Below are 14021 nucleotides of genomic sequence, written 5' to 3' on the forward strand. Positions count from 1 at the left end.
GTGACGAGCCCTGGTCAGGCCAACAGTCCCAGTTCTTTCGCCCGGGCCACGGCCTGGGTGCGACGCTCGACGCCGAGCTTGCTGTTGATGTGGCTGGCGTGGGTTTTCACCGTGTGCAACGAGATGAACAACTGATCGCTGATTTCCTGGTTCGAACAGCCCCGGGCAATCAGTTGCAGCACCGCTTGCTCACGAACACTGAGGGCTTCGCCGCCGGGTTGGCTCTCAACGCTTTCGCGAATCGCGACGTGAGGCAAGTGTTCCATCAGGCTCTGGCGCAGAGCCGTGGGTGGACAGTGGGCCAGTTGCTCACGCAGCCAGTCCGGTCGCTCGCGCAATAACCCATCAAAAGGCTGCAACACGCCACCGCTGGCGGCCTCGAACGCCTGGGCCATGGCCCGACGTGCTTCTGGCTCGCGCCCATGGCCCAGCAACAGGCTGACTTTCTGAATCAGCGCCATCACGCTGAGCATCTGCCGCCCACTCTTTTGCCCATGCTCGAACAAGACATTGAGACGCCCTTCGGCCAGCATTGGCTGGTTTTGCATCGACTCCAGCAGGGCTTGCTGCAACTCGATGTGCAGGGGCATTTGCGGGTGGAATTCGGGGGGCGCCGCGGCCTGTTCTCCGTTGTAGGTCTGGCCCAGGCGTGTCAGCCAGGCGCCGGCCAGGTCGGTACGCCCCTGGGCCAGCCACAGTTCACATTTGACCAAGGTCAGCATGGCCAGGTAGTAGATCGGCGGCACGTCCCAGATGTGCATCAGCCGCTCGGCCTCGGCCAGTTCGGCGAACGCCTTGGCAAACTCGCCCCGGCTGCCTTCCAGCCGGGCGATCACACTGTGGCCGATCAGCACGCTGATGTCGCGGCAGGCCCGTGCTTCCGTCAGGCCGGCGTGCAGGCGGGCAAGCCCGAGTTCGGGTTGCAGGCGCAGGACCAGCAGGAAGCCTTCGTACAGGGTCAGGCGCGCGCGCACCGCATACAGCCGTTGCGGCGACAGGCCCTGCAAGCGTTGCTGGCCCTGGTGGACTTCGTCCAGGGCGCGCAGGATTTCCCCTCGCGCCTGCAGCACCCGGGCGCGGTCGTAATGGGCCAGCGCTTCGAACAGGGGATTGCCGACCCGTTGTGCCAGCTCCAGGGATTCGCGGTTCAGCTCTCGGGCACGCCACAGGTCGGCGTCGGCGATGGCCAGGTTGGACAGGGTCGACAGGCACATCAGCCGCTGGCCATAGCGTTTGTGCGGCAGGCTTTGCAGGGCCTCGGTGCAGTACAGCAAGGTCAAGTCGCGCTGGCCGCGGCCACGGGCGATGATCCCGCTCAAGGCCAACCATTGCGCCAACATGGATTTTTGCGCAGTGGCCGAAGGCGCCGGCAGGAACCGGCTGAGGTGGCTGGCCAACTCTTGCGCAGCATCCAGCTGGCAGGCCAGGCCCAGGGCCCAGCTGTACAGCACGATCAGCCGTGGGGTGCTGACCAGCAGGCTGTCGGGCAAGTCCATTTTCCAGCGCAGCAACATGCCGACGTTCTGTTCGGCCAGCAGTTGTTCTTCGGACAGGTTTTGCACCAGGTTCGCCGCCACATCCAAGTGCCCGGCCCGCAAGGCCTGCTCTACGGCTTCGTCGAGCAGGCCCTGGGCATTGAACCAGCGACACGCCCGCAGGTGCAGGCTGGCGACGGGCACCATGGCGTTAACGGTCGGGCGGCTGCGCAGCAGGTCGGAAAACAGGTGGTGATAGCGGAACCAGTGCCCCTGCTCGTCGAGCGGGACCAGGAACACCTGGTGGGACAGCAGGTAACGCAGGATTTGCGCACTGTCGTGGGCTTCGCGCACCGCGTCGCACAGTTCGCTGCAAAAGCGCTCCTGGGGCGCGGTGTCGTAGAGGAAGGCCTGGACCTCGGCGGGCAGGCAATCAATGACTTCTTCGAGCAGGTAGTCGCGGATCAGCCCTTCACCACCGTGCAGTGGCGGTGGCAGTGTTGCGCCATTGCCGGCTTCCGACGCCGCGAGCAACCAGAAGCGTAGCCCCGCCACCCAGCCTTCGCTGCGCTCAATCAGGCTTTCCAGCGCCTCGCCACGCAGCGAACTGCTGTGCCGGTTCAATAGGGCCAGGGATTCGTCGTGCGTCAGGCGCAGGTCCTGCTCGTGCAGTTCGAGTAATTGCCGCGACAGGCGTAAACGAGCCAGGTGCCAGTCTGGCCGCTGGCGACTGGTCACCAGCACCAGCAGGCCATCGGGCAGGTGATTGAGGAAAAACTGCAGGCAGCGGTCCAGCACCGGGCCCTGGGCCAGGTGATAGTCATCCAGCACCAGCAACAATGGGGCGCTGGGCGAGAGCTGGACCGCCAATTCGTCGAGTAGCCCGTCCAGCCACTCTTCGAAGGCGAACGGTTGATGACGCTGGCGCATTTTCAGCAGGCCCAGGGCCTGGGCGCCCAGCCGAGGGAAATAGTGCTGCAGGCCTTCGAGCAACCGCTCGAGAAAACGCCCCGGGTCATTGTCTCGCGGGCTGAGTCCCAGCCACAGGCTTTGCCAGTGGTCCGGCAGGCTCTGGCAGAACTCCACCGCCAGTGAGCTTTTACCAAACCCGGCCGGGGCGCTGACCAACAGCAGTCGCCCGGTCAAACCGGCACTCAGCCGCTCGCACAACCGCGGCCGCAGAATGTGGCCGTCGGGCAAGGGGGGGCGGTAAAAGCGTCCTTCCAGCATCGGTACGGCCGGGCCAGGAGGGCTGTGGATTCGGAACAGGTCAGTCATAGCCAACTCTTATTGAAGTGCTGTTGTCGGCATTGCAGATGTCCGCAGACTAGCGGCAAACCGCCAGGGTTTGAAGGCAATTGCTACAAATGGCTACAAAAAGTCTGAGCGCCCTCTGGCGTCGTCACCGATTCGGTGGGTGTCGATCACTTTATCCAAGGCAAAAAAAACGCCCCGAACCAGTCGGGGCGTTTTTCGAGGATGCGGCCTCTGGTGCAGCGTATTAGCGAACACCTTCCTGACGCAGTGCGGCCGGGGTGAAATCGCTGGTGGTGGCGGTGAAGCCGAAGTCGTAAGCCTGTTTCTCTTCGTTCTTCATGCCCAGTGCCAGGTAACGGCCGGACTGCAGGTCGTAGAGGGTTTCCAGGGCATACCACGGCACTTGTTTGTCGTAGTAGTCCTGGGCATGGGCTTCGGCCACGCGCCACAGTTGACCACGACCGTCGTAGTGGTCGATTACCGCGGCTTGCCAGGTGTCTTCGTCGATGTAGAAGTCACGCTTGGCGTAGATGTGACGCTGGCCTTCCTTCAGGGTCGCAACCACATGCCACACGCGGCGCAGCTCGTAGCGGGCCAGGTCCTGGTTGATGTGCCCGGCCTTGATGATGTCGGAGTACTTGAGCTTAGGATCGTCAAGCTTGTAGCTGTCGGAGGCGATGTACATCTCTTTCTTGCCTTCGAGCTTCCAGTCGTAGCGGTCCGGTGCACCGTTGAACATGTCCAGGTTGTCGGAGGTCCGCAGGCCGTCGGCTGCAGTACCCGGGCCATCATAGGACACTTGCGGGGCACGGCGCACACGACGCTGGCCGGCATTGTAGACCCACGCCGAACGCGGCTCCTTGACCTGGTCGAGGGTCTCGTGGACCAGCAGCACACCACCAGCCAGACGCGCCGGCGCGGTTACTTTCTGCTTGAAGTAGAACAGGATGTTGCCCGGGTTTTTCGGGTCGTAGTCCTTCATTTTGTCGCGGAACACGAACTGGTCCTGGAAGTACACCAGGCTGTAGGAGCCGTTGGCTTGCGGCGTGGCCTGGGTGACCAGGCGGGTCACGCTGCCACCACGGTAGCGGGTGATGTGGTTCCAGATCACTTCCACACCGGTTTTCGGGATTGGGAACGGCACGGCCGTTTCGAAGTTTTCCAGGCCGTTGCCACCCGATACAAGGGTGGTGTTGGTGGCGTTGCGCTTGATGGACGCGAACACTTCAGGCGGCACGGTGGCGCCACGGTGAGAGGTGTACACCGGCATCTTGAAGGTTTCCGGGTAACGCTTGAACATCGCGTATTGGCCCGGCGCCAGCTTTTCCTTGTACTTGTCGACGTTCTGCGCGGTGATGGTGAACAGCGGTTGCTCGCTGGCATAGGGATTGGACAGGAAGCCCTTGCTGTCTACCGTGCCGGCATTCTTGGCCAGGGGTTTCCAGCTCGGAATCGAGCCGTCGGCATTGCCGGTCATTTCTGCGCCCATCGGCGTCAGGCTCTTGCCCAGCTTATCGGCTTCGGCTGCCGGAACGGCGCCCATGACGCCGGTCGCCAGCAACGAAAGCCCCAGTCCTGCGACGTACACCAGATTCTTGGTTATTTTCATTTCTTGTTCGTCCTGAAGAAGCAGTGCTTAGAAGTTCACGCCGACGCTGAGCGCGACGAAGTCACGGTCATCCACGGTGGTGTACTTGCCGTCGAAGAAGTTGGTGTAGGCCAGGCTCGCGGTGTAGGTGTTCTGGTACTCGGCATCCAGACCCAGGCTGACGGCCTTGCGACCCTCCTCGAAGTTGCCGCCAGGACCAGGCGAGTAGCCGCTGACGTCATGGGACCAGGCCACGTTCGGCTTGAGGTTGACCCCGGCGAATACGTCGTTGTAATCCCAGATCGCACGACCACGGTAGCCCCAGGAGGTCGAGGTGGTGAAACCTTCGTCGGTGCAATTGCGCGTGGCGTTGTTGGTCGCAGCACCCGGACCTGCACCGGCAATGGTGCTGGCGTTGAGGGCCTGGCAAGTGCCGCCTGGCAGTTCGCCCGGACCGTAGACAGGGTCACGGCCATAACGCACGTCCGAGGTGCTTTCCAGCCCGCCAACGTGGGTCACGCCGACTTCACCCACCAGGGTCAGGCGGCTGGCGCCCATGACCTGGTCGAAGAAGTGCGTCAAGGTAGTCTGGAACTGAGTCACTTCCTTGCGGCGGTAGCCGTGCAGGTCACTACCCGGAGTGCCCTGCAAGAGCGATGCGTTTTGATAGCCCGGCAACGGCGTCACACCGGCAAAGAGGATATCCGTGGAGTTCAGTTGCACCGGTGCGTTAGGACGGTAGCTGACCTCGCCTTGCCACGCCGTACCGGTTGGCAAAGTGGTGGAGAAGCTCAGGCCGTACAGACGAATATCCTCCGGATACTCGATGAAATACTGCGAGTTACCTGCTACCAGCAATGGCGCCAGACGGGCGATCGGCCCCTGAAGCGACGAGGCAAGGTTGTAAATCGATTGCGGGCCACCGGTGGCGCTGAAGATTGGTGCCCGGCTGTGGTAGTTCATGAAGTAAGCACCGAACTCGGTGTCCAGCGGGTCGAACATGTACTTGAAGGATGCGCCCCACTGGCCGCTGTCCCGTGCATCGCGGTCCGGACCGCGACGTACCAGCACGCCTTCCTCGTTGACGTCGACACCCAGTGCAGCTGCTGGGCCCAGGGCTGCAGCCGGCAGGGTCGAGCGCTTGTTCAGTACGCGCAGGTTGTTGTCGCAACCGTCGGCGACGATGTCCGGCTGGGAGAAGAAGGTGCCGCAGTTATCGACAACGGTCTGGTCCCATTCCAGTTGATAGAACGCCTCGGCCGAGAGGTTTTCGGTCAGGCTCTGGGACACGTAGAACATGTTGACCGGGATCAGGCCTTCCTTGATCTCGGCACCCGGACGACGGAATGCGGACACATCGATCGGGTTGATGGAGTTGATGCCGCCGCCGATGAAGGTACTCTCACCCCAACTGACCACCTGTTTGCCCAGACGCACGGAGCCCGGCTGATCGGCAATCGCGTAGTTGTGGTAGACGAAGGCGTCGAGGATCTGCCCGCCGGAGGACTTGGCGCCTTCCTTGCGGTTGTCGTTGCTGACGTCCTTGAATTCCAGCTCCTCGTTCTGCAGCGCGAAGTCATACCAGTACTTGCCCCGGACAAACACGCCGGTGTCACCGTACTTCAGTTCAAGGTCATGAATGCCTTTGAAGATCTTCGAGAACGCTTGCCCGCTCTTGAAGTTCAAGTGGCCGTCATCGGAGGTCTGGGACAGACCGTGCCCACCGTTGTTGACGCCGATGAGGTTCTTGTTTGGCGATTGGGTCGACACACTCATGCCCAACGAGAGGGACGAGTCGAATTGACCTTCGATTTCACCAACGTTGAAACTGACGCCGAATGCAGGCCCGGCGAGCGTAGAGGCGAGACTGACCGCCAAGGGCAGTTTCGCCCGGCGCCAGAACTGGTTTACTGATGTCATCGACGCTACTCCATGTGCTTTTATTGTTATGGCAGTGAGCACTTTTAAAAACGCTCTGGAGGACAGTGAGCCATGCGCTCGCGAAGTCATCCAAAGTTGCATCGCCCCTGTTCGTGCGTGCGTCTCGCTCTTAAAAATCCTTGAACGGACTATATCCAGCAGGCTGTACTGCTTGATCCCTCTAAAGTGTGATTTGCAGCCCCCAACCACTCTGGAACGGTCCTTCTGCCAGTCCGGCAGATGCCGGCACGGCAAGGATGGCTGAAAATTCGGAATTAACAAGCCAAGCGCTTGCTTGGTGGGCGTGTCGTGCCCTTTCGGGCACGACACAGGAGACTTAAAGCGTCGACAGGAAGGTGCTGTTGTTGGCCTGCCACTGTGTGATGTCGAGGCGAATGCGTTTCTTGTCGAGCTTGCCGACACTGGTCTTGGGAATTTCCGTAACAAGGGCGATCTGACTCGGGATGGCCCACTTGCTCAGGTGGCCCAATTCGACGAATGGCTTGAGGTGCTCCTTGAGTTCCTTGGCCCCAATCACGTGGCCCTCACGGATCACCAACAAGGCAAACGGGCGCTCTCCCCACTGCGGATCGGGAATGCCCACTACTGCTACTTCACGTACCGCCACGTGCCGGCTGATCAAGTCCTCGAGGTCCAGGGACGAGATCCACTCGCCGCCGGTCTTGATCACGTCCTTGATCCGGTCGCGGATGTCGATCACTCCCATGCTGTCCAGGGTCGCGACGTCCCCGGTATGCAGCCAGCCCCCGGCCCAGAGTTCTGCGCCCTTCTGCGGCTCGTTGAAATAACCTTCGGTGAGCCACGGTGCGCGCAGCACCAACTCGCCCTGGGACTCGCCATCGGCCGGCAGAAAGTTACCCTCGGCGTCGATTACTGCCGCATCCACCAATGGCACCGGCACCCCGGCCTTGATCCGGTAGGTGGTGCGTTCGTCCTCGGTACCGGCCATCAACTCATCGTTGAGGTGGGCACAGGACACCAGCGGCCCGGTTTCCGACATGCCGTAGGCCGCAGTGAGCTGAATCCCCTTGGCCTTGGCCGCTTCGTACAGCGCACGGTTCAGCGCGCTGCCGCCAATGACGATTTTCCAGCCCGCAAAATCGGTGTTTTGCGCCGCCTTGGAGTTGAGCAGCATTTGCAGGATGGTCGGTACGCAGTGGGAGAAGCTGACTTTTTCCTTGCGCCACAGCTCCACCAGGTATTCCGGGTCGTAACGGCCAGGGTAGACCTGCTTGAGGCCAAGCATGGTGGCCACATAAGGCAGGCCCCAGGCGTGGACGTGGAACATCGGGGTGATGGGCATGTACACATCGTTGGTCCCCAGCAGGCGCACGCTGTCGATGCTGCCCATGATCGTCGACACGCCCATGGTGTGCAGCACCAGTTGCCGGTGGGTGAAGTACACCCCCTTGGGGTTGCCGGTGGTGCCGGTGGTGTAGAAGGTAGTCGCTACCGAGTTCTCATCGAAGTCGGCGAAATCGTACTGCGGGCTCGCCCCCGCCAGCAGTTGCTCGTACTCACCCACCAGGTTTGGCAGCTCGGCAGTCTTTTGCGGCAAGTCGGTGAGCAGGAGGGTTTTCTCCACCGTGGTCAGGTGCCCGGCGATGGCCTGGTACAACCCGACGAACTCACTGTTGACCAGCACGAAGCGGTCCTCGGCGTGGTTCATGGTGTAGAGGATCTGCTCAGGCGACAGGCGAACGTTGATGGTGTGGATCACCGCGCCGATCATCGGGATGGCGAACATGCATTCCAGGTAACGATGGCTGTCCCAGTCCATCACCGCCACGGTATCACCGGCCTTGACCCCTGCCGCCGTCAGCACGTTGGCCAGCCGCGCGACGCGCTCGATCAGGGTCGGATAGCTGTAGCGCAACTGGTCGCGGTAGACAATCTCGCGGGTTTTCTCATACCGACTGCCCGACATCAGCAATCGCTTGATCAACAGCGGGTATCGATAAGCACCTTCGGCTGGCGGAATAACGCGAGTCTGCAACATAAGCATCCCTTTCATCTGACTGCACGGTCTTGGCGTAAAGACTGCACTTTAGTCAGCCTGGACGCGCGCTAAATCAGCCAAAGGAATGATTTGAGAACAGGGCAAATGCTGGCTCTAAGCCAGCACCGCTGTGGAAAAGACGCCCTCCGTCAGGCCGCTTGTCCTACTGCTGCCTCGGCCGGTGTGCGTGGGAATATCAGCGCCGAGAGGAAGGTCAAAGCAGCAAAACCGGCCAGGATCAGGTACAGCCCGACAAAACCCTGGCGGGGCTCGACAAAGGCAATCAATGGGATGGCCGTGGCGCTGGCACCGAAGGACAGGCAGTAGCGCAAGGCGAACACCCGCGATTGCCATTGCGGCGCAACGAAGTTGGCGACCATCGCGTCATTCACCGTGACCTGCCCGAACACCACGAACATGAAGGCGGCACCCAGCACTATGACGGCCGAGCCCTCGACATAAGCCATGGCAAACAACAGCGGGGCCTGGCACAGGGTGAGGAGCATGAACGGCCATTTCAGGCTGAAGCGATGCAACACCCGACCGATACTCAACTGCGCCACCGCGCCAAAGGCGTAAGCCAGGCTGACCACCACCCCAAGGGTTTGCGGTGAGGCGAACAGGTCATGCAGGCGTTCCTGGAACAACTTCGGATAGGTCATGGTCGTGGCATTGAACACCACGCCACCCGTGGCGGTAGCCAGGGCCAGTACCCCGAACACCATGACCATGGAGATCCGCTGGCCCGCGGCGCCCTTGAGCGGGGCATGGGCGCGCACGGGAATCGGCTCCTCGCGTACCTGCAAGGCAAAGCCGATGCCCAGGGCGATGGCGGCGACACCCGGCAGGATAAACGCCGAACGCCAGCCAAACTGCGCCACCAGCAAACCGGTGACCAAGGCCGAAAACGCCACCCCCAGATTGCCCCACATGCCGTTGATGCCAATTTCCCGGCCTCGGTTCTGGGCGTAGGCCACCAGCATCGCAGTGCCCACCGGGTGATAAATCGCAGCAAACACCCCGATCAGCGTCAACCCCAGGACCAGCATCGGCGCAGAGCTGCTCAGACCGGTGAAAATCGCCGAGGCGCCAATCCCGAAGAAAAACACCAGCATCATCTGGCGTCGGCTCCAGTGGTCGCCCAGCCAACCCGCCGGCAGCGAACAGGCACCAAAGGCAATGAACCCACCCAGGGACAGGCCGATCATGGCGGCGTAGTCCAGGCCAAAGACCTCGGTCATGCCCAGCACGGCGGCGGGGAAAATCAGCATGAACATGTGGTCGATCACATGGGCGGCGTTGATGTAGCGGATGACATTTCTGGGTTGATGCATGGCGGCACACTATTCGTTGAGGGTGTGGCGTTATGCTAAGTTGGCAATAACACGCATTCCTGACAACAAACTCATCGAATCAGACAATGTTAATCAGCCACTTCCACCATGGCCCGGTCAGCGCCCATCCGCGGGATTACCCGGATGGCGCGCATCAGGAGCGACATATCCATCGCGAGGCGCAATTGCTGTACGCCATGTGCGGCACCATGCGCGTGGTCACGGCCCAAGGTGCGTGGGTGATTCCGCCGACACGGGCGGTGTGGATTGCACCGTGGATCGAGCACGAGATCTTCATGTCGGGCAAGGTGTGCATGCGCTCGCTGTTCATTGACCCCGAACTGTCGCCCGCCAACCTCAGCCAATGCTGCGTACTGGCCGTCACCCCGTTGCTGCGCGAGCTGATCCTGAAGGCGGTGCAAGCCCCCCGCCATGCAAAGAACCCGCTGATCCAACAGTTGATGCTCGAAGAAATTGCCGGCCTGGAAAACCTCCCGCTGCACATCCCCATGCCCGAGGACCGACGCTTGCAAGGGATCTGCATGGCCCTGCTGCAAACTCCCGACCATCCCAATACCCTGGAAGATTGGGCGCAACAGGTCGGCGCCAGTTCACGCACCCTGGCGCGACTGTTCCAGCAACAGTTGAAGATGAGTTTCAACGCCTGGCGCCAGCAACTGCGCCTGATGGAAGCCCTGCCGCGACTGATCGCCGGGCAAAGCGTGCAGAGCGTTGCCGATCAATTGGGCTATGGCAGTGCCCGAGCCTTCAGCGCGATGTTCCGGCGGTTGCTGGGGCACAACCCCCGGGAATACCTCGGCGCGCTGAATCAGCTCAGCGCGATCAATGCATCTCGGTAAAGGCCAGCTTCACACCGATGGCGATCAGCACCACCCCCATCATGCGGTCGAACCAGTGCCCCATGCGGGCAAAACCGGCGCGCACTCGCTGCTGGCTGAACAGCATCGCCACCAGGCAGAACCAGATGGCAGTCGCCACGGCCAGGTAGATGCCATAGCCGGCCTGAATCGACAGCGGCGTATGCGGGTTGATCACCACGGTGAACAGGGACAGGAAGAACAGCGTGGCCTTGGGGTTCAGGCCGTTGGTGACGAAGCCCGAGGTAAAGGCGCCGCGCGCCGTACGAACGCCGGCTTCCTTGTGCAGGTCTTCAGTGGCTGGCTTGGCCGGCTGCGCGCGCAGGGCCTTGTAGCCGATGTACAGCAAGTAGGCCGCCGCCAGCCACTTCAGGGCGTTGAACAGCACGATCGACTGCGACACGATCAAGCCGATGCCCAGCAACGAGTAACCCACGTGCAGGAAGATCGCGCTGCCTACCCCCAACGCCGTCCAGGTACCCGCGCGCCGACCGTGGGTCACGGCCTCGCGCACCACCACGGCAAAGTCCGGACCGGGACTTGCGACGGCCAGCAGGTGAATCAGGGCAACGGTCAAAAACTCTGTCCAGTACATTGGAGCTCCTTGAGGGCAAGCGTAACTATTTATTTCATCTGGTAGGCTCGGCAGATTACGCCTTCAGACTCACGCGCAAAAGGTACAGTTAATGACGAACAATCGCCGCGCCGTTTTCCTTGATCACCCATCACTGGACTTGGGCGACCTCGACCTCAGTGCATTGCGCGACTGCTTCAGCGAACTGCAACTGTTCGCCCAGACCGAACCCGGACAAGTGGCCGAACGCCTGCAAGGCGCCACGGTGGCGATCACCAACAAGATAATGATCGATGCCAGTGCCATGGCCGCCAATCCGGACCTGAAACTGATCCTGATCACCGCCACCGGTACCAATAACGTCGACCTCGCCGCCGCCCGCGCCCAGGGGATTACCGTGTGCAACTGCCAGGGCTACGGCACACCGTCGGTGGCCCAGCACACGATCATGCTGCTGCTCAACCTGGCTACCCGCCTGGGTGACTATCGCAAAGCCGTCGACGCAGGCCGCTGGCAGCAGGCCAAACAGTTCTGCCTGCTGGACTACCCGATTGTCGAGTTGCAGGGCAAAACCCTCGGCCTGCTCGGCCACGGCGAACTGGGCGGTGCGGTGGCGCGACTGGCCGAAGCCTTTGGCATGCGGGTGGTCTCGGGCCAGCTTCCCGGCCGCCCAGCCCGGATCGACCGGATGCCGCTGGATGAGTTGCTGCCCCAGGTCGACGCCCTGACCCTGCACTGCCCGCTCAACGAACACACTCGCCACTTCATTGGCGCCCGCGAACTGGCGCTGCTCAAGCCCGGCGCTTTCGTGGTCAACACGGCGCGCGGAGGCCTGATCGATGAACAGGCGTTAGCCGATGCCTTGCGCAGTGGCCATCTGGGAGGGGCAGCCAGCGATGTGCTGAGCGTCGAGCCGCCGACCGCCGGCAATCCGCTGCTGGCCAGCGATATCCCGCGCCTGATCGTCACCCCGCACAACGCCTGGGGCAGCCGCGAAGCGCGCCAGCGGATCGTCGGCCAGTTGCGCGAAAATGCCCGGGGCTTTTTCAGCGGTACACCGCTGCGGGTCGTCAGTTGATAAACTGCCGCACTTTTTTTCTAGGAGCAGAGTATGGATCCGCGCAGTGAAGTACTGCTTCGACAGGCTGAATTGTTTCAAGGCAACGTGCTGCTGGCCGGTTTGCCTGCCGACGACTTGCTGGGAAAGTTGCCCGACGCCCATGGCTGGTGCTGGCACGCCGGCGATCAGGCGGCCCTGGACGCGCGTTTTGCCGAGCGCAGCCATTTCGGGGTGAACGCGCCCACGCGTGAGTTTGCAACGGCGGTGCTGTTCCTGCCCAAGTCCAAGGACCTGACCGACTACATCCTCAACGCCCTCGCCTCGCGCCTGGCCGGTTGTGAACTGTACCTGGTGGGGGAAAAACGCAGCGGCATCGAAGGCGCCGCCAAGCAGCTCAACCCATTCGGTAAACCACGCAAGCTCGACAGCGCGCGGCACTGCCAGTTGTGGCAAGTGACCGTGGCCAATGCACCTCAAGCCAAGTCCCTGGAAAGCCTGGCACAGACGTATGAGTTGCCGCTGGCCGAAGGCCCGTTGACGGTCATTAGCCTGCCGGGCGTGTTCAGCCACGGTCGACTGGATCGCGGCAGTGCCCTGCTGCTCGAGCATCTCGACAAGCTGCCCAGCGGCCATCTGCTGGACTTCGGTTGTGGTGCCGGCGTACTGGGCGCGGCGGTCAAGCGCCGTTATCCGCACAACACCGTGACCCTACTCGACGTCGACGCCTTTGCCGCCGCCAGCAGCCGCCTGACCCTGGCAGCCAATGGTCTTGAAGCCGAAGTCCTGACCGGCGATGGCATCGACGCTGCCCCCATGGGATTGAGTGCGATCCTGAGCAATCCACCGTTCCATGTAGGTGTCCACACGGACTACTTCGCCACGGAAAACTTGCTGCGAAAAGCGGTTAAACATCTGAAAACTGGCGGCGAACTACGACTGGTAGCCAACAGTTTCCTGAAGTACCAGCCGCTGATCGAAGAGCACTTGGGGCAGTGCTCGATCAAGGCCGAAGGACAGGGTTTCCGCATCTACCGGGCCAAGCGCGGCTGAAACACCGGATGAAAAAGAAGGCTTGCCGAATGGATTTTGCCTAGGCAGAATCCGCTCCGTCCTAGGGGAGTAGTCTCCCACGAGCGCCATGCTCGTCCGGCATACGTCAACATACTTGGTCAACAGGCCATGGCGTATGCGACCCAAGCGTCCGCACAGACGGACCGCAGGGTTTGACAAGACCTATGACACGCACACCTTACCCGGGGCGGGAAGGCTGTACGTGTCATAGCCGTGTCGACCCGCCCCTTAGGAAAACCCTGATGCTGGATTCGCTACTCGTTCCTACCGCAATCGTTGCCTTGGCCGAAATCGGCGACAAGACGCAACTGCTCGCGCTTATTCTCGCCGCCCGCTTCCGCAAACCCTGGCCGATCATCGCCGGCATTGTCGCCGCGACCCTGGCCAACCACGCCGCCGCTGGCGCCGTGGGTGCCTGGTTCGGCAGCTTCTTCTCGGATGCGACCCTGCACTGGATTCTCGCCGCCAGCTTTGCCGCCACCGCGCTGTGGACCCTGGTGCCGGACAAGATGGATGACGACGAGACCAGCACCGCCCGCAAGTTCGGGCCGTTCCTGACCACGCTGATCGCGTTCTTCCTGGCGGAGATGGGGGACAAGACCCAGGTCGCCACGGTGATGCTCGCAGCGCAATACCCTGAACTGTGGCTGGTGATCATCGGCACCACCGTCGGCATGCTGATCGCCAACGTACCGGTGGTGCTGGCGGGCAACTTTGCCGCAGACAAACTGCCCCTGACCCTGATCCGACGCCTGGCGGCATCGGCATTCCTGATCCTGGCGATCGTCGCGGTGTACAAGGCGATGCAGAGCAGTGGCTGGGTTTAAGACGGATGGCGCGGCGC

10 protein-coding genes and 1 riboswitch are annotated in these 14021 nt (G+C 61.9%); of the genes, 4 read left to right on the top strand and 6 right to left on the bottom strand.

Translation table 11 applies throughout. The features are described 5' to 3' along the window. Positions 1–14: 14 nt before the first annotated feature. The 5 genes from CKW24_RS15050 to CKW24_RS15070 form a co-directional block, all read right to left on the bottom strand. The gene (locus CKW24_RS15050; protein WP_095168969.1) at positions 15–2753 is read right to left on the bottom strand and encodes a LuxR C-terminal-related transcriptional regulator; all 2739 of its coding nucleotides are present in this window, start codon (positions 2751–2753) and stop codon (positions 15–17) included. Between the two features lie 223 nt (positions 2754–2976). Then, the gene (locus CKW24_RS15055; protein ID WP_095168970.1) at positions 2977–4341 is read right to left on the bottom strand and encodes a DUF1329 domain-containing protein; all 1365 of its coding nucleotides are present in this window, start codon (positions 4339–4341) and stop codon (positions 2977–2979) included. A gap of 27 nt (positions 4342–4368) precedes the next feature. Continuing rightward, positions 4369–6240, bottom strand: coding sequence for a DUF1302 domain-containing protein (locus tag CKW24_RS15060; RefSeq protein ID WP_095168971.1), 1872 nt, complete (start codon positions 6238–6240; stop codon positions 4369–4371). Positions 6241–6577: 337 nt separating this feature from the next. Further along, complete coding sequence (locus tag CKW24_RS15065) at positions 6578–8260, bottom strand: fatty acid--CoA ligase (RefSeq protein WP_095168972.1); 1683 nt, start codon at positions 8258–8260, stop codon at positions 6578–6580. Between the two features lie 149 nt (positions 8261–8409). Next, on the bottom strand, positions 8410–9594 hold the full coding sequence (locus CKW24_RS15070) for an MFS transporter (RefSeq protein ID WP_095168973.1): 1185 nt from the start codon (positions 9592–9594) through the stop codon (positions 8410–8412). 86 nt (positions 9595–9680) lie between these two features. On the opposite strand from CKW24_RS15070, the gene CKW24_RS15075 reads away from it, so the two are divergent. Further along, positions 9681–10454 (top strand): helix-turn-helix domain-containing protein, encoded by a 774-nt coding sequence (locus tag CKW24_RS15075; protein WP_095168974.1) that lies wholly within the window; start codon positions 9681–9683, stop codon positions 10452–10454. Here CKW24_RS15075 and CKW24_RS15080 read toward each other — a convergent pair. Further along, on the bottom strand, positions 10438–11067 hold the full coding sequence (locus tag CKW24_RS15080; RefSeq protein WP_095168975.1) for a LysE family translocator: 630 nt from the start codon (positions 11065–11067) through the stop codon (positions 10438–10440). The two genes, CKW24_RS15075 and CKW24_RS15080, sit on opposite strands and share 17 nt — an antisense overlap. 91 nt (positions 11068–11158) lie before the next feature. On the opposite strand from CKW24_RS15080, the gene CKW24_RS15085 reads away from it, so the two are divergent. The 3 genes from CKW24_RS15085 to CKW24_RS15095 all read left to right on the top strand — a co-directional run bounded on the left by CKW24_RS15085 (position 11159) and on the right by CKW24_RS15095 (position 14004). Next, positions 11159–12124: a 2-hydroxyacid dehydrogenase gene (locus CKW24_RS15085; protein WP_095168976.1), complete on the top strand. Its 966-nt coding sequence runs from the start codon at positions 11159–11161 to the stop codon at positions 12122–12124. A gap of 33 nt (positions 12125–12157) precedes the next feature. Further along, positions 12158–13156 (top strand): class I SAM-dependent methyltransferase, encoded by a 999-nt coding sequence (locus CKW24_RS15090; RefSeq protein WP_095168977.1) that lies wholly within the window; start codon positions 12158–12160, stop codon positions 13154–13156. 52 nt (positions 13157–13208) lie between these two features. Next, positions 13209–13330, top strand: a riboswitch (yybP-ykoY riboswitch). An 89-nt stretch (positions 13331–13419) separates the two neighbouring features. Further along, positions 13420–14004 carry a TMEM165/GDT1 family protein gene (locus CKW24_RS15095; protein ID WP_095168978.1) on the top strand — a complete coding sequence of 195 codons (585 nt, stop codon included), beginning with the start codon at positions 13420–13422 and terminating at the stop codon, positions 14002–14004. Positions 14005–14021: the final 17 nt, after the last annotated feature.

The sequence above is a fragment of the Pseudomonas sp. Irchel 3H3 genome, assembly GCF_900187635.1.
In the GTDB taxonomy this organism is placed as follows: domain Bacteria; phylum Pseudomonadota; class Gammaproteobacteria; order Pseudomonadales; family Pseudomonadaceae; genus Aquipseudomonas.

Coding starts and splice junctions, on each gene's coding strand:
- CKW24_RS15055 (WP_095168970.1), bottom strand. CDS start 4,341: ATGAAAATAACCAAGAATCTGGTGTACGTCGCAGGACTGGGGCTTTCG.
- CKW24_RS15050 (WP_095168969.1), bottom strand. CDS start 2,753: ATGACTGACCTGTTCCGAATCCACAGCCCTCCTGGCCCGGCCGTACCG.
- CKW24_RS15070 (WP_095168973.1), bottom strand. CDS start 9,594: ATGCATCAACCCAGAAATGTCATCCGCTACATCAACGCCGCCCATGTG.
- CKW24_RS15085 (WP_095168976.1), top strand. CDS start 11,159: ATGACGAACAATCGCCGCGCCGTTTTCCTTGATCACCCATCACTGGAC.
- CKW24_RS15060 (WP_095168971.1), bottom strand. CDS start 6,240: ATGACATCAGTAAACCAGTTCTGGCGCCGGGCGAAACTGCCCTTGGCG.
- CKW24_RS15075 (WP_095168974.1), top strand. CDS start 9,681: ATGTTAATCAGCCACTTCCACCATGGCCCGGTCAGCGCCCATCCGCGG.
- CKW24_RS15065 (WP_095168972.1), bottom strand. CDS start 8,260: ATGTTGCAGACTCGCGTTATTCCGCCAGCCGAAGGTGCTTATCGATAC.
- CKW24_RS15090 (WP_095168977.1), top strand. CDS start 12,158: ATGGATCCGCGCAGTGAAGTACTGCTTCGACAGGCTGAATTGTTTCAA.
- CKW24_RS15080 (WP_095168975.1), bottom strand. CDS start 11,067: ATGTACTGGACAGAGTTTTTGACCGTTGCCCTGATTCACCTGCTGGCC.
- CKW24_RS15095 (WP_095168978.1), top strand. CDS start 13,420: ATGCTGGATTCGCTACTCGTTCCTACCGCAATCGTTGCCTTGGCCGAA.